Annotated in this window: 14 protein-coding genes and 1 pseudogene; 11 read left to right on the top strand and 4 right to left on the bottom strand. The window is 66.1% G+C overall.

The window, feature by feature from the left end:
* Nucleotides 1-26: 26 nt before the first annotated feature.
* Nucleotides 27-1,217 (top strand): ROK family transcriptional regulator, encoded by a 1,191-nt coding sequence (locus AC3A3W_RS18310; RefSeq protein WP_487444395.1) that lies wholly within the window; start codon nucleotides 27-29, stop codon nucleotides 1,215-1,217.
* Nucleotides 1,218-1,241: 24 nt separating this feature from the next.
* Here the strand turns inward: AC3A3W_RS18310 and AC3A3W_RS18305 are convergent, their stop codons facing one another.
* On the bottom strand, nucleotides 1,242-2,276 hold the full coding sequence (locus AC3A3W_RS18305) for a LacI family DNA-binding transcriptional regulator (protein ID WP_487444394.1): 1,035 nt from the start codon (nucleotides 2,274-2,276) through the stop codon (nucleotides 1,242-1,244).
* A 294-nt stretch (nucleotides 2,277-2,570) separates the two neighbouring features.
* Here AC3A3W_RS18305 and AC3A3W_RS18300 point away from each other — a divergent pair, with 294 nt between their 5' ends.
* The 7 genes from AC3A3W_RS18300 to AC3A3W_RS18270 all read left to right on the top strand — a co-directional run bounded on the left by AC3A3W_RS18300 (nucleotide 2,571) and on the right by AC3A3W_RS18270 (nucleotide 9,872).
* Nucleotides 2,571-3,893 carry an extracellular solute-binding protein gene (locus AC3A3W_RS18300; protein WP_487444393.1) on the top strand — a complete coding sequence of 441 codons (1,323 nt, stop codon included), beginning with the start codon at nucleotides 2,571-2,573 and terminating at the stop codon, nucleotides 3,891-3,893.
* Nucleotides 3,894-3,897: 4 nt separating this feature from the next.
* Complete coding sequence (locus tag AC3A3W_RS18295) at nucleotides 3,898-4,800, top strand: carbohydrate ABC transporter permease (protein WP_487444391.1); 903 nt, start codon at nucleotides 3,898-3,900, stop codon at nucleotides 4,798-4,800.
* Nucleotides 4,797-5,699 (top strand): carbohydrate ABC transporter permease, encoded by a 903-nt coding sequence (locus AC3A3W_RS18290; protein ID WP_487444611.1) that lies wholly within the window; start codon nucleotides 4,797-4,799, stop codon nucleotides 5,697-5,699. Before AC3A3W_RS18295 ends, AC3A3W_RS18290 begins: the two co-directional genes overlap by 4 nt.
* Nucleotides 5,700-5,786: 87 nt before the next feature.
* Complete coding sequence (locus AC3A3W_RS18285; protein ID WP_487444390.1) at nucleotides 5,787-6,989, top strand: Gfo/Idh/MocA family protein; 1,203 nt, start codon at nucleotides 5,787-5,789, stop codon at nucleotides 6,987-6,989.
* 27 nt (nucleotides 6,990-7,016) lie between these two features.
* Entirely contained in the window at nucleotides 7,017-8,021 is a 1,005-nt protein-coding gene (locus tag AC3A3W_RS18280) for a sugar phosphate isomerase/epimerase family protein (RefSeq protein ID WP_487444389.1), read from the top strand.
* A 58-nt stretch (nucleotides 8,022-8,079) separates the two neighbouring features.
* Nucleotides 8,080-8,778, top strand: a complete 699-nt coding sequence (locus tag AC3A3W_RS18275) for a ThuA domain-containing protein (protein ID WP_487444388.1) — start codon at nucleotides 8,080-8,082, stop codon at nucleotides 8,776-8,778.
* Nucleotides 8,763-9,872: a Gfo/Idh/MocA family protein gene (locus AC3A3W_RS18270; RefSeq protein WP_487444386.1), complete on the top strand. Its 1,110-nt coding sequence runs from the start codon at nucleotides 8,763-8,765 to the stop codon at nucleotides 9,870-9,872. The genes AC3A3W_RS18275 and AC3A3W_RS18270 overlap by 16 nt, the downstream gene beginning before the upstream one ends.
* A gap of 64 nt (nucleotides 9,873-9,936) precedes the next feature.
* Here AC3A3W_RS18270 and AC3A3W_RS18265 read toward each other — a convergent pair.
* Nucleotides 9,937-10,335: pseudogene (locus AC3A3W_RS18265) on the bottom strand (type 2 periplasmic-binding domain-containing protein); the annotation flags it as partial.
* Nucleotides 10,336-10,440: 105 nt separating this feature from the next.
* Between AC3A3W_RS18265 and AC3A3W_RS18260 the strand changes: the two are divergent.
* Together AC3A3W_RS18260 and AC3A3W_RS18255 are read left to right on the top strand one after the other, a co-directional pair.
* Nucleotides 10,441-11,055, top strand: a complete 615-nt coding sequence (locus tag AC3A3W_RS18260) for a DUF6919 domain-containing protein (protein ID WP_487444385.1) — start codon at nucleotides 10,441-10,443, stop codon at nucleotides 11,053-11,055.
* Between the two features lie 144 nt (nucleotides 11,056-11,199).
* Nucleotides 11,200-12,366: an ABC transporter substrate-binding protein gene (locus tag AC3A3W_RS18255; protein ID WP_487444384.1), complete on the top strand. Its 1,167-nt coding sequence runs from the start codon at nucleotides 11,200-11,202 to the stop codon at nucleotides 12,364-12,366.
* A gap of 89 nt (nucleotides 12,367-12,455) precedes the next feature.
* On the opposite strand, the gene AC3A3W_RS18250 is transcribed toward AC3A3W_RS18255, so the two are convergent.
* Complete coding sequence (locus tag AC3A3W_RS18250; RefSeq protein ID WP_487444383.1) at nucleotides 12,456-12,893, bottom strand: hypothetical protein; 438 nt, start codon at nucleotides 12,891-12,893, stop codon at nucleotides 12,456-12,458.
* A 135-nt stretch (nucleotides 12,894-13,028) separates the two neighbouring features.
* Nucleotides 13,029-13,742, bottom strand: a complete 714-nt coding sequence (locus AC3A3W_RS18245) for a GntR family transcriptional regulator (protein ID WP_487444382.1) — start codon at nucleotides 13,740-13,742, stop codon at nucleotides 13,029-13,031.
* 128 nt (nucleotides 13,743-13,870) lie between these two features.
* On the opposite strand from AC3A3W_RS18245, the gene AC3A3W_RS18240 reads away from it, so the two are divergent.
* Complete coding sequence (locus AC3A3W_RS18240) at nucleotides 13,871-15,274, top strand: sugar porter family MFS transporter (protein WP_487444381.1); 1,404 nt, start codon at nucleotides 13,871-13,873, stop codon at nucleotides 15,272-15,274.
* The last annotated feature ends 177 nt before the right edge of the window (nucleotides 15,275-15,451 follow it).

Genomic DNA, 15,451 nt, shown 5'->3' with positions numbered 1-15,451 from the left:
AGGGCAGAAGATGCGCGGGGCAAACAGTGCAGGGTGAGGCTCCCGGCCGGGTGCAGGACGTGCGGCGGCAGAACCTGGCCGTGGCATTGGGCGCCATCCAGCGGACGGAACGCTCCACCCGCGCCGAGATCGCCGCACGCACGGGCCTGACCAAGGCGTCGGTTTCGAGCCTCGTCGCGGGCCTGCTGGAAACCGGACTGGTCGAGGAAGTGGGGGTAACCCGCGACGGCGAGCGCGGCCGGCCCGGCAGCGGACTCGTGCTCAACCGGCAGCGGGGGGCGCTGGGCGCAGAGGTCAACGTTGACTATCTGGCCGCCGGCGTCGTGGACCTGCTCGGTGAAGTCCGCGTCCACGAAGTGGTCGAGCGGCAGGCGGGCGGCAGACCGGAAGAGGTGCTCGGGGAACTCCGTACACTGGCGCGTCGGGTCACCACGGCAGCCGAGACTGACGGGATGGTGCTGCTGGGCGGAGGGCTGGCGGTGCCCGGCCTCGTGGATCCGGCACACGGACTCGTCCTGACCGCGCCCAACCTCGGCTGGCGAAACGCCGAGCTGGCGCAGCATCTGGAGGCCCTGCTCCCCGGGGCGCCGCTCGGCGTCGTCCTCTCGAACGAGGCCAACAGCGCGGCCATGGCCGAACTCTGGTACGGCCACGGCTCCTCCTTCCGGGACTACCTCTACGTCTCGGGTGAAGTCGGCGTGGGCGGCGGACTCATCTTCGGGTCCGAGCTCTTCACGGGCCCTAACGGGCATGCCGGCGAGGTTGGGCACCTCGTTGTCCAGCCCGATGGCCAGCAGTGCAGCTGCGGGGGCCGCGGATGCCTGGAGACGGTGGCCGGACAGCACGCGATCTTCTCCGCGGCGGGCATCGACGGCACCTCGACTGCCGACCGGATGGCCGCGCTGCTGCGGGCTCTCGACTCGGGCTCACCGGAGGCGGCCCGGGCCGTGGAAACGGCCGGCCACTATCTGGGCGTGGCCCTCGCGTCCGCCGCCCGCATGGTCAATGTGTCCGCGGTGATCCTGGGCGGGCATTTCGCTGGCCTGCAGAAGTGGATCAGGCCAACTTTGCTGCGGAGCCTCGGCAGCTACGCCCCCGGCGTGGTGCCCCCGGACGGCGTCGCCTTCTCCGACCTCGGGCAGACGGCGGCGCTGCGCGGGGCAGCGGGAGGCAGGCTGCGCGAGGTGTTTGCCAGTCCGCATGACCTGCTGACCTGACCGTTCAGGGCGGAGCCGCCGTCGTCAGCGGGGTGGAGCAGTCGACTCGCGGACCACAAGGTGGGTGGCCAACTCCACGCGGCGGGAGTCCAGCAGCTCACCGCGGGCCTGCCTCAGCACGAAGCGCAGCGCAGCGCGCCCCATTTCCTGCAGGGGCTGCGCCACGGAAGTCAGAGCGGGCACCGCCTCCTCGGCCTGGAACGTGCCGTCGAAGCCCGCGAGGCTGAGATCGTCAGGAATGCGGATGCGCTGCCGGCGGGCCTCGGCAAGGACGCCCAAGGCAATGCTGTCGCTCGCGGCAAAGATCGCGGTGGGACGTTCATCCAAAGCCAGCAGTGTCCGCAGGCCCCTGGCGCCATGCTCCGGACGGAATATGCCCGGGATGATGTACTCGTCATTCACCGCCACGCCGCTCGCCATCAGTGCGGCCATGTAGCCGTGCAGGCGGGCCTGGCTGCACTCGGCTTCCGAGGGGCCGCCCAGGTAGGCGATCCGGCGATGCCCAAGTTCCAGCAGGTGGGCAGTGGCGGACTTTCCCCCCGCCCAATTGCTCGCCCCGACGCTCACCACATCGCCCGGGGGCGGGTTGAGCGGATCGATGACGACGACGGGAATGTGCCGCCGGTAGAACGCGTCCAGCTGCGCCTCCCCAAACGCAGAAGTCACAACGATCAGGCCCACGCGGCCTTCGTCCAGGATGCGCTGCGCCCGCCGCTCGGGGGTCAGGTGTGATGCCGACTGTTGCTGGGTGACGTTCAACAAGACCTGGACATCCTCAGCGGCGGCGTGTTCCATCACACCATTGAGGACCTCCACGGCGTAGGCGGAATTGAGTGAATCGAAGACCACTTCCACGGCTGGGGTCCGGCCCTCGGCCGTCTTGCGCTGCAAGGGAGACTGGTACCCCGTCATCTCAAGCGCGGCCAGGACCCTGGCCCGTGTGCCGGCCGCCACGTCTTCCCGCCCGTTGATGACCTTGGAGACGGTGGGAGTCGACACCCCGGCTTCCCGCGCGACGGCAGCAAGCGTTGGCCTGCCTGCACCCTGAACTGTTGACACAAGTACTCCCAGAAGTTTCGAAAAGTTTCGACGTCAACAGTTTGTCCCGCACGCGCCGCTGGGTCAACAACTAGATAGTCAACGTTCTAAACTTTTTTGCCTTTTTGTCTTGACCCGTGATCTGTATCACGGATACTTTGGGTTGCACGAGCCACAGGATTTACGAAAGTTTTCGAAACCAGCGGCCTCAGAAATCATCATCAGCGGCGGAGCGGCCTCCACTTGGACGGCCAGCCTGCCAGCTCTCACACCCGGGCAATCAGCGCCGACCCCGGAGGACGGATGAAAGACCAGATGAAAACCCGTAAGTTGCGCACCGCCGTCATGGCCATCTCTGCCGCAGCGCTCTCCGTCAGCTTGGCGGCGTGCGGTTCCAGCGGCCCCGCAGGTTCCACCTCCGCAGGCTCCGGCACGGCCACCATGTGGGGCCTGACCGGCGGCAACCAGCCCGTGTTGGACAAATCGGTGGCGGCATGGAACAGTGCGCACGCCGATCAGTCCATCAAGCTGGACTTCTTCGCCAACGACGCCTACAAGACGAAGGTCCGCACAGCCGTGGGCGCCGGCGAGGGCCCCACCTTTATCTACGGGTGGGGCGGCGGCGTCCTGAAGTCCTACGTGGATGCCGGCCAGGTGGAGGACCTCTCCCAGTTCATTAAGGACAACCCCGCGGTCAAGGACCGCTACCTTCCATCCGTCCTGAAGAACGGTGAAATCGACGGCAAGACGTACGCCTTGCCGAATAACAACGTCCAGCCCATCGTCCTGTACTACAACAAGGAAGTGTTTGAAAAGGTCGGCGCCGAAGCGCCGAAGACGTGGGACGAACTGATGGCACTGGTTCCCAAGTTCAAGGAGGCCGGGATTGCCCCGTTCTCCCTGGGCGGCCAGTCCAAGTGGCCGGACCTGATGTGGCTCGAGTACCTCGTTGACCGCATTGGCGGCCCGGAGGTCTTCGCCAACATCGCTGCAAACAAGCCCGACGCCTGGTCCGACCCCGCAGTGGTCGAGGCCCTCACCAAGATCCAGGAACTGGTAGACGCCGGCGGCTTCGTCAACGGCTTCTCCTCCATCGCCGCAGACAGTAGCGCCGACCAGGCTCTCCTCTACACCGGCAAGGCGGCCATGATCCTTCAGGGCGGCTGGATCTACCAGGGCATGAAGAAGGATGCCGGCGATTTCGTCACTAGCGGCAAGCTCGGCTTCACCACCTTCCCCACGGTTGAAGGCGGCAAGGGCGATCCTGCCAACGTCGTGGGCAACCCGTCCAATTTCTGGTCGATTTCATCGAAGGCCACCGACGCGGAGAAGAAGGCGGCACTCAGCTACGTCAAGGACGGCATGTTCACGGACGCAAACGTTCAGGACCTCATCAACTCAGGAGCTGTTCCCGTGGTCCAGGGCATCGAAAGCAAGCTTGAGGCCTCACCGGACAAGGAGTTCCTGACCCACGTCTATGGCATGGCCAAGAACGCCCCGGACTTCACCCTCTCCTGGGACCAGGCCCTGAGCCCTGGACAGGGCGACGCGATGCTGACCAACCTCGACCAGATCTTCCTCAAGAAGATCACCCCGGAGCAGTTCGTCTCCACGATGAACGCCACGATCGGAAAGTAACGACGTGACAACCACCAGTTCCCTCCGCCGGGGGGTCCGCGACGCGGGCCCCTCGGGGTGGCTGGCCGTGCCAGCCCTCGTTTTCTTCCTGGTGTTTGCAGTTGTCCCGCTGCTCGGCGTGGTATTCCTCAGCTTCACCTCCTGGGACGGCCTGCGGGAGATCAAGCTCAGCGGGCTCTCCAGCTGGACCACCGTACTCACCGATCCCGTCACCGGCAATGCGCTGCTGGTGACGGCCAAGATCATGTTCTTCTCCTTCATGGTGCAGGCACCGATCAGCCTGCTGCTGGGCGTCTTCACGGCGGGCGGCCAGAAGTACCGCGCTGCGCTTGCAGTCCTGTACTTCCTGCCCCTCCTGCTTTCATCAGCGGCCGTTGCAATCGCCTTCAAGGCGCTCCTCGACCCGAACTTCGGCTTCGGCGCCGGGCTCAAGCTGCCCATCCTGGCCCAGGACTGGCTCGGCAACTCGGACCTGGTGCTGTTCGTGGTGGTGTTCGTCATCGCCTGGCAGTTCGTGCCGTTCCACACGCTCATCTACCAAGGCGGCGTGCGGCAGATCCCCACATCCCTCTATGAGGCGGCGGAAATCGACGGCGCCGGACGCTTCCGGCAGTTCCTTAACATCACCCTGCCGCAACTGAAGTACACCATCATCACCTCCTCCACCCTCATGGTGGTGGGCAGCCTCGCGTACTTCGACCTCATATTCGTCCTCACAGCCGGAGGCCCCGGTTACAGCACCCGCCTGCTGCCCCTGCACATGTACCTCACCGGTTTCAAGGCCAACGACATGGGAGCCGCCAGCGCCCTTGGCGTCATCCTGATCGTCATAGGGCTGGCCCTTGCCCTGCTCCTGCAGCGGCTGGGCGGCAAGAACCGGAACGCAAGCCAATTGGAAGGTGCCTGATGGCTACAACACAGCTACCGGTCCCGCCGTCAGCCCCGGCCCGCGCGGAAGCAGCTCCCCGCCCCAGGATCAAAGGCCCGGGCCGGAAGCGGCCAAACATCCTAGGCGGCCTTGGAGGCTGGCTCTGGCTCGCGATCATCATCGTGCCTATCTACTACGTGGTAATCACTAGCCTGAAGAACCAGGCCGGCTTCTTCACCAGCAACCCGATGGCACCGCCCAACGAGCCCACGCTGGCCAACTTCCAGCTGGTGCTCGAAAACGAGTTTGCGCGCTACTTCGCGAACAGCCTCATCGTCACGGTGGGCACCGTGCTCCCGGCCCTGTTTGTCTCATTCATGGCGGCCTACGCCATTGTCCGTGGCAGGGGCCGGTTCCTGAACTGGACCAACAATCTCTTCCTGCTGGGACTGGCTATTCCCCTGCATGCCACCATCATTCCGATCTACTGGATGATCACCCGCGCCCACCTGTACGACACCCTGCTGGCGCTCATCCTGCCATCCATTGCGTTCGCCATTCCGGTCTCGGTGCTGATCCTCTCCAATTTCATGCGCGACGTGCCCAATGAACTCTTCGAGTCAATGCGGCTGGACGGCTGCTCCGACTGGGCCATGCTGTGGCGGCTCGCCCTGCCGATGACCAAGCCGGCCGTGATCACGGTGGGAATCTACAACGCCCTGCACGTCTGGAACGGCTTCCTCTTCCCGCTGATCCTGACCCAGAGCCCGGACACCCGCGTGCTGCCTCTCTCGCTGTGGACCTTCCAGGGCGAGTTCAGCGTCAACATTCCCGCGGTGCTCGCGTCCGTGGTGCTGGCTACCCTGCCGCTGCTGGTGATCTACGTCGTCGCCCGGCGCCAGCTCCTCAGCGGCCTCACCGCCGGCTTCAGCAAGTAGACGTCCCGTGGTCAAGCTGGTCGAGGCCCGGCTTCGCCAAGCTCAACCATCGGACGCTCAAGCAACGACCAACCGAAAGGACCACCCTTGACTGACATAAAGCCGCTGCGGGTCGGCATGGCCGGCTACGCGTTCATGGGTGCTGCCCACTCACACGCCTGGCGGACCGCACCCCGATTTTTCGACCTGCCCCTGCAACCGCAGCTCACGGCCGTTGCCGGCAGGAACGCCGACGGCGTCCGGGCTGCCGCCGCGAAACTGGGCTGGGAGTCGGCCGAAACTGACTGGCGTCGCCTGATTGAACGCGATGACATCGACCTGGTCGACATCTGCACCCCCGGCGACACCCACGCCGAAATCGCGATCGCCGCCCTTGAGGCCGGCAAGCATGTGCTGTGCGAAAAGCCGCTGGCCAACTCCGTGAACGAGGCGGAGCGGATGACTGCCGCAGCCGAAGCGTCAGCAAAGCAGGGGGTTTTCGCGATGTGCGGATTCAGCTACCGCCGCACGCCTGCGCTTGCGCTGGCCAAGCGGATGGTGGAAGAGGGCCGGCTGGGAACCATCCGGCACGTACGCGCCCAATATCTGCAGGACTGGCTGACCGACGAGAACGCGCCAATGACCTGGCGGCTGGACAAGAGCAAATCCGGCTCCGGCTCCCTCGGCGACATCGGCGCCCACAGCATCGACATGGCCCAGTGGCTCACCGGCCAGAAGATCAGCGGTGTTTCGGCGCTCCTGGAAACGTTCGTGCCCGAGCGGCCCCTTGCCGGGGACCTGGTGGGGCTCGGCGGGCAGGGCGACGCCGGCGCTGATGCGCCCCGCGGAGCCGTGACCGTTGACGACGCCGCCATCTTCAGCGCCCGCTTCGACGGCGATACTACTTCAGCTGGCGCCGTCGGCGCCGTCGGCGTCTTCGAAGCCACCCGGTACGCCTTGGGCAGGAAGAACGCCATGCGCCTGGAGCTGAACGGCACCAAGGCATCACTCGCCTTCGATTTCGAAGACATGAACGTTCTTTCCTTCTACAACGCCGCCGAGTCGCCCGACGCCGGATTCCGCCGGATCCTCGTGACCGAGCCGGAGCACCCCTATGTGGGCAAGTGGTGGCCCACCGGCCACGGCCTGGGCTACGAGCACGGATTCACCCACCAGGTGGTGGACCTCGTCAACGCCTTGGCGGAGCAAAGGCAGCCGGAACCGTCGTTCGCGGACGCCCTCCAGGTCCAGCAGGTGCTCGCCGCCGTGGAATCCAGCGCCGCCAATTCCAGCCAGTGGCAGAAGGTCTAAGCCCGTGAACACAGAACAGGAATCATGATGACCCGACCCATTACGCTATTCACCGGCCAGTGGGCCGACCTGCCGTTCGAGGAGGTGGCCCGGCTCGCAGGCGAGTGGGGCTTTGACGGACTGGAAATCGCCTGCTGGGGTGATCACCTTGACCCGCGCCGCGCTGCCGAGGACGATGGCTACGTCCAGGACCGGCTGGACATCCTGGAAAAGAACAACCTGCAGGTCTTCGCCATCGCCAACCACCTGACCGGCCAGGCGGTGTGCGACGACCCGATCGACCAGCGCCACCGGGACATCCTCACTCCGGAGATCTGGGGCGACGGCGATCCGGAAGGCGTCCGTTTCCGAGCCGCGAGCTCCATGATGGACACCGCACGCGCCGCGGCCCGGCTGGGGGTGAAGACCGTCACCGGCTTCACCGGCTCCTCCATCTGGAAAGCCGTGGCGATGTTCCCGCCCGCGTCCGAGGCCATGATCGACGGCGGGTACCGGGACTTCGCGGACCGTTGGAACCCGATCCTTGACGTGTTCGATGAGGTTGGAGTGCGCTTCGCCTTGGAAGTCCACCCCTCCGAAATCGCCTATGACTACTGGACCACCAAGCGCACCCTCGAGGCCGTCGGGCACCGGCGGGCCTTCGGGCTTAACTTCGACCCGTCCCACTTCATCTGGCAGGATCTGGATCCCGTGATGTTCCTGCAGGACTTCGCCGAGCACATCCTGCACGTGCATGTGAAGGAATCCGTGCGCCAGCTCGACGGCCGCAACGGCCGGCTTGGCTCGCACCTGCCCTGGGCCGACCCGCGCCGTGGCTGGGACTTCGTGACCGCCGGGCACGGGGACGTGCAGTGGAACAGGATTTTCCGGACGCTGAACGCGATCGGCTACGCGGGACCCACCAGCATCGAATGGGAAGATGCCGGCATGGACCGGCTCACGGGGGCACCGCAGGCCCTGGCTCTCGTCAAGGACCTCGCTGCCATCGCCCCGCCGGCCGCCGCATTCGACGCCGCGTTCGCCACCCGTTGACCACCGCGCGCTGACCATCTTCCGCCGGCCACCGTCCGGCGCTCATCAAAGGAACCCCATGACAGAACGTAAGACCGCCCTTGTGGTCCGCGGCGGCTGGGACGGGCACCAGCCCTTCGAAGCCACCGAACTTTTCATTCCCTACCTCAAAGACAACGGCTACGAAGTCCGCGTCGAGGAGTCGCCCAAGGTCTACGCCGACGCGGCCTATATGGCAGGCGTCGACCTGATCCTGCAGTGCATGACCATGACCACCATCGAAAAGGAGGAGTTCGCGGGCCTGCGGACCGCCGTCGAAAATGGCACCGGCCTGGCCGGCTGGCACGGCGGAATCGCCGACTCCTACCGCAACAACTCGGACTACCTGCACCTCATCGGCGGGCAGTTCGCCTGCCACCCCGGCAAACACCCGGACGAATGCATCGGGGAGCAGTCCGACAACTATGTGCCCTACACGGTGAACATGCTTCCCGCCGCCGCCAGCCATCCCATCACCGAAGGCATCTCCGACTTCGAACTGGTGACCGAACAGTATTGGGTGCTGTCCGACGACTACATTGACGTTCTCGCCACCACCACCCAAAAAGTCCGCGAATGGGACCCCTGGCACCGCGAAGTCACCTCACCGGCAATTTGGACGCGGCACTGGGGTGAGGGCCGGATCTTCGTTGCGACCCCCGGCCACCGCGTGGAAATCCTCCAAGACCAGAATGTTCGAACCATCATTGAAAGGGGCCTGCTGTGGGCAAGCCGTTGAAAGTAGGAATCATTGGCTGCGGGGCCATCATCGCCCAGTACCTCACTAATTTCCGCCGGCTGGACCAGATCGAATTGGTAGCCGTAGCGGACCTGGATCCCGCCCGCGCCCAGGCCGTCGCCATGGATTACGAGGGCGTCCGTGCCGTCTCCGTGGAGGAACTGCTGGCCGCCGACGACGTCGAACTGGTGCTTAACCTGACCATCCCCGCCGCGCACGCCGAGGTTGCCCTGAAGGCCATCGCCGCCGGGAAGGGCGTCTACGGCGAGAAGCCGCTGGCCGCCTCCACCGCCGAGGCGCGGCATGTCCTGGACGCTGCCCGCAAGGCGGGCGTCGCCGTCGGCTGCGCTCCGGACACGGTGCTCGGCACCGGGATCCAGACCGCCCGCAAGGCGATCGACGACGGCCTGATCGGCGCACCTGTCTCGGCCACAGCCACCATGGTGACCCCGGGCCACGAGCGGTGGCACCCGAACCCGGACTTCTATTACCAGCCTGGCGGCGGTCCCCTGCTGGACATGGGCCCCTACTACGTCACCGCCTTGGTGACCCTGCTCGGCCCCGTGGTGTCGGTCATGGGTGCCGCCAGCCACACGCGCAACACGCGCACCATCGGCTCCGGACCCCGCCAGGGCCAAGAGGTCCCGGTAGACATCGACTCCCATGTCACGGGGGTTCTGGTCCACGCCTCCGGGGCGCTCTCCACCTTGTTCATGAGCTTTGACGCCGTAAAGTCCAAGTCGCCCAACATCGAGATTCACGGTGAACTCGGAACGCTGGTGGTGCCGGATCCCAACCACTTCGAGGGCGACGTCCAGCTGTTTTCACTGGGCGCCGACGAATGGGACACGCTGCCCGTCTCGGCCGGCTACGTTGACTCCGGCCGCGGCTTCGGCATCGCCGACCTTGCCTCGACGCCGCCGCGCGAAGAGCCGCGGGCAGGCGGGACGCTGGCGTACCACGTCCTCGACATCATGGAATCAGTTCTCGAGTCCGCCCGCAGCGGCGCGGCGGTAACCATCCAGAGCACCGCTGCTCGGCCACACGCCGTCGAACTGACCGTGCTGTCCAACAAGGCGGTGCTGTCCAACTAGACGCCGGGGCTGACACCAAGAATCCCCGCCGGATGGTTCCGGCGGGGATTCGTCGTCCGTCGGGCTACTTCGAGGGCAGGCCCGCCGGGTTCAGTTCGGACTTCGCGACGGCCTCCGAGGAGAGGCCCCAGCGGTCCAGGATCTTGGCGTAGGTGCCGTCCTCGATCAGGTGGTTCAGTCCCGCCTGGGCGGCGGTGGCGTTGGGTCCAAATGTCAGGTCCGCACGTCCTGACTGAAGGGCCAGGTTTGAGGCGGAGTCGTCGTCGTAATACTGGAACTCCACCGCCTTGAGGCCCTTGGCTTTGTTCTCCTCGTCCCAGCGCAGCAGGATGGCTTCCTGGTTGGTGCCCGAGCCCTCGATGATGCGCTTTCCGGCCACGTCCGCCGCGGAATTTCCCCTTTGCAGGTCGCGGTTGCGGTGGTTGTGGCAGCAACTATCCGGTAGGCAAGTAGCCAGGTCAAAGAGCCCCGAAACCAAGGGAGACACGGCGTCACGGCGGTTCATCCTGCGTCCGCAGCCGTCATGTCCCCTGTCCGGCCGGCGCCTGCCGCGTCTAGGCTCGAGCCTATGAATGATCACTTCACGGACGAACGGGACAGCTACGGGCGGCTCTTGGTGGACAGGGAGGTGTGGCGGCAGGCCAGCACACTTGCGGCCGCCGGAGAGCTGACTGCGCGGTGGCTGGAAGGAAAGAGCGAGTACCAGGCAGGGACGCTGGCCCCCACGTTTGACGACGAGACCCGCTCCATCGCCGGGCAACTCGCCGACATCAACCGCAGCGGGCTCTTCACGAAGGAATCCCAGCCGGGACGCGCGGCGGACACCGGCAACGCCCAGCGGGAGTACGTGACGGGATTCTGCTCCGCCGAGTCGGCGCGGCGGCTCCTGCAGCTTTCGTCCCAGACGGAGTTTGTCACCGTCGCCCACGCACCGGGGGAAATGAGCCGTGCGTCCATTCCGGTGACGCTCGACGGCGACGAGGTGGTCACCGTGCTGGGGACCAGTGAGACGCCCATCGAGTCCGACCAGATCAGGGACTGGGCTGAGGAGAGCAACGAAACCCTGGCGCTCCTCCTTGCTGACTCCTGGTACATCGAAGTCCTCGACCCCGTGTGGGGGCGGAACCAGCACCTCCTGCCTGCCATCCTCGAGGCGCTGAGGTCGGTGCCGGATGGTTTTTGACGCAGTGTGGCCTTCGGTGAACTAACACGACGTTCGATTAACGCCGAAGAACTCACGTGAACCTCCGCGACGGCGGGCGTTGTTTCGGCCCGGCGGGCGTACGTAACCTCGGTCCAACAGCCCGACCAGTCACGAAGGAACACCATGTCGAACTCCCAGGACAACCCCGGGTCCACCCGCATCACGGCGGGAGAGACCCACAGCCCGAAGCGCCCCCGGCGGCTTCAAATCGGCATCGCCGTCGGCGTGCTCGCCCTGCTCGGCGCCGGCGCCGCGGTGGCAACCACGGCCGGCAACACCACCACCAGTACCGCAACGGACTCTGCCGCTGCCTCCACCAGCCCCGCCACTGAGCTGAAGCTGGGCTACTTCGGAAACATCACCCACGCCCCGGCCCTGGTGGGCGTCAACCAGGGCTACATCAAGGAGAACCTGGGCAGCACCAAGCTCACCACCCAGGTCTTCAACGCCGGCCCCGCCGCCATCGAGGCACTGAACGCCGGCGCCATCGACGCCACCTACATCGGCCCGAACCCGGCCATCAACTCGTTCGTCAAGAGCAAGGGCGAGTCCATCAGCATCATCGCCGGCGCGGCCTCGGGCGGGGCGCAGCTCGTGGTCAAACCCGGCATCAAGACCGCCGCGGACCTGAAGGGCAAGACCCTCGCGTCGCCGCAGCTCGGCGGCACCCAGGACGTCGCGCTGCGCGCCTGGCTCGGCAAGCAGGGCTACAAGACCAACACCGACGGCAGCGGCGACGTCGCCATCAACCCGACAGAGAACGCCCAGACGCTGAAGCTCTTCCAAAACGGAAAGCTCGACGGCGCGTGGCTGCCGGAGCCGTGGGCGTCCCGCCTGGTGCTCCAGGCCGGCGCCAAGGTCCTGGTGGACGAGAAGGACCTGTGGGACGGCTCCCAGACCGGCAAGCCCGGCGAGTTCCCCACCACCATCCTGATCGTCAACAAGAAGTTCGCCGCCGAGCACCCGCAGACCGTGGAAGGCCTGCTCAAGGGCCACGTGGCTGCGGTGAAGTGGCTCAACGACACCCCGGCCGCCGAGAAGGCCACCCAGGTGAATGCGGCCCTGAAAGAGGCTGCAGGCAAGGCGCTCCCGCAGGACGTCATTGACCGCTCGCTGCAGAACATCACCTTCACCGTGGACCCGCTCGCGGGCGCCTTCCCCAAGCTGCTGCAGGACGGCGTGGACGCCGGAACCACCAAGCAGGCCGACATCAACGGCATCTTCGACCTCACGGTGCTGAACGGCGTCGCCGGCGAAAAGACGTCCGCCGCCGGGTTGGGCAAGGACTGACCGGCACGAAGCCAGCCATCCACGGCAAAAAGGAGATCCGGCGGGAACGTTCCCGCCGGATCTCCTTTTTTCGTTTTTCGCTTCTATGCTTACAGCGCGCCTTGGAGCTCATCCAGGGGGTGAAACGCCACCGGATCCTTCAGGAGATAGTGGAACACCACGCCGCCGGGCGCCTCCTCGGAGCCGATGAACTCCGCGAGCGTCCATGGCCCGTCGGCCACGGCGCAAGCCCAGGCGTGGGCCTCTTCCCAGTGGACGCCTGCCGCGGAGCGCCCGGCATCAAGACGGAGCCCCACCGTGACGCCCACCGAAGCCGTTCCGTGGGCGGGCTGCCATTCCGTAAATCCCACGATGTCCACCGTGACGCCGGGCGAGGCCAGCGAGGGCCGGCTGGCCATGGCCGTCGCTGCCCCTTCCAGGCCCCCGGTTCCGATGTCCTGCCACACCAGAGCCGATACCTGGTCCCTGAAGACGCTCAGTTCTCCGCTGCACTGGGCGCGGATGCGCTGAGCCAAAGCCGTGATCATCGGGGTCCCCATTCTGTCGATGCCTGTGCACCAAACCAACCACCCGAACGGTTGGTCCACAATGCTTTTGGACATGCACGGACTCCGGACGCAATACGGGTTAACACACCGCAGCACGGCGTAAAGCTGGGCGGGCTAAACGTGCATCCTGGCCACGAAACGGAACCTGTCGCCCCTGAAGACTGATCGGGTCCATTCCACCGGCCTTCCGTCCGGGGTGAAGCCCTGCCGGTGCACGAGCAGCATCGGGGCACCCATTTCAACATCCAGCAGCCGGACTTCATCAGGGCCGGCGAGTTTGGTCTCCACGGTGTCCTCCACTTCGCTGATTCGGATGCCGTAGTCCTCGCCCAGAGCCGAATACAGGGACCCGCGGACCTCCACGTTGTGCGCCAGATCCGGCAGGTCGCCGGCCAGGAACGCTGTCTCGTGGGCCAGCGGTTCGCCGTTGACCAGCCGGATCCGTTCGACGCGGTGGACCGGCGCCCCGGGAACCAGCCCCAGCCGCCGGGCAGTCACGGGATCGGCCGGCACCGAGCCAATGTCCAGAATCCTGGCCGACGCCGTCAGGCCCTGGCTCGCGGCGTCGTCCGAGAACGACGTGAGCTGGCGGACGTGCGTCACCTTCGGCGGCGCGACGAAGGTGCCCCTCCCCTGGGTGCGGTCCAGACGCCCTTCCGACACCAGTTCCCCGATGGCTTGCCGGACCGTGGTGCGCGAGGTGGAGTATTGCTCGGCGAGCGCCCGCTCGGTGGGAATGAGGGTGCCGGGGGCCGCGTCCTCGATGAGGGCAAGGATCTGTTCCTTGAGCACGTAGTACTTCGGCAGCGCGGCGGGGCGGGTCTCCATGACTGCGATATTACCTATTGACAGGAAAATTGGTCTACGCCAAAATGGAGGAAATTGGTTTATACCAATTTCGGCACCCGCCGGAACCCCACCCCATCTCCTCACCACAGGCAGACAAGGACCCAATGATGTCGTTCCTGCAAGACCTACGCCAGACGCCCCGCCTGGGCCTGCTCGTCGGCGGCACTGCCGCCACCATCGGCATAATCTACGGCTACGATCTCTCCAATATCGCCGGCGCCCTCCTCTTCATCACCAAGGAGTTCCAGCTCTCCACGAGCCAACAGGAACTGGTGACCACCGCCGTCGTCGTCGGTGAAGTCCTCGGTGCCGTGCTGGGCGGCTGGCTCGCAAACCTCCTCGGCCGCAAGGCCTGCATGGTGGGCGTCGCCGGCGCCTACGCAGCATTCGCGGCGCTGAGCGCCCTGGCCGCGGACGTCCCGATGCTGCTCATTGCCCGGCTGCTGCTGGGCCTGACCATCGGCATTTCGGTGGTGGTGGTGCCCGTCTTCGTGGCGGAATCCGCGCCCCCGAAGGTCCGCGGCGCCCTGCTCGTCGCCTACCAGGTGGCCACCGTCATCGGCATCATCGTCGGTTACCTGGCCGCCTACGCCTTCTCAGCCACCGAGAACTGGCGCCTGATGCTGGGCCTTGCCGCCATCCCCGCCGTGCTGGTCCTCGCCGTCACGCTCCGGCTCCCCGACACCGCCCGCTGGTACATGATGCGCGGCCGCACCGAGGACGCCCGCCGCACCTTGGCCTCGATCGAACCCCATGCCGACGTGGACGCCGAACTGGCCGACATGCAGCGGGCGATCAGCGAGGAACGGGGCGGCGGCCTGCGCGAAATGCTCCGCTCCCCCTATCTGAAGGCAACCGTCTTCGTGGTGGGCCTCGGGTTCTTCATCCAGATCACCGGCATCAACGCCGTGGTCTACTACAGCCCGCGGATCTTCGAGGCGATGGGCTTCACCGGCAACGCCGCACTGCTCCTGCTGCCCGCCCTGGTCCAGGCCGCCGCCCTGGTTGCCGTCTTCGTGTCGCTCTCCCTGGTGGACAAGGTGGGACGGCGCCCCATCCTGCTTGGCGGCATCGGCATGATGATCGTTGCCAACATCATCCTCGTGGCCGTCTTCATGGTCGGCCGCGACTTCGGCGGCGCGTTGACGGTCATCGGGTTCCTGGGGGTCCTGCTGTTCACGGTTGGCTTCACCTTCGGCTTCGGCGCACTCGTCTGGGTGTACGCCGGCGAGTCGTTCCCCGCACGCCTGCGCTCCCTGGGGGCCAGCGCGATGCTGACTTCGGACCTCGTGGCCAACGTCATCGTCGCGGCGTTCTTCCTGACCATGCTGCAGCGGCTCGGCGGAGCGGGCACGTTCGCGGTGTTCGGCCTCCTTGCCGTCGCCGGGTTCATCTTCGTGCACCGCCTGGCCCCGGAGACCAAGGGCCGGAATCTCGAAGAGATCCGCCACTACTGGGAGAACGGCGCCCGCTGGCCCGAACAGACCGGCAGCACGCCGGCGGCCAAGTAATGCCGCTGGTTCCGGGCCGCCCCACCGGCATGGACCGGGCCCTCGGCCTCGACATCGGCGGGTCCAAGACCCACGCCATCCTGGCGGCAAACCTTGGAAATCAAACGGCCGACGACGGCGCTCAGCCGGCTTCCGAGTGCACCGTCGGCAGTGCGAACATCGCCTCAGTGGGTGAGG

The organism is Arthrobacter sp. Soil_N43 (genome assembly GCF_057655195.1).
This window is presented reverse-complemented; position numbering and strand designations above follow the sequence as displayed.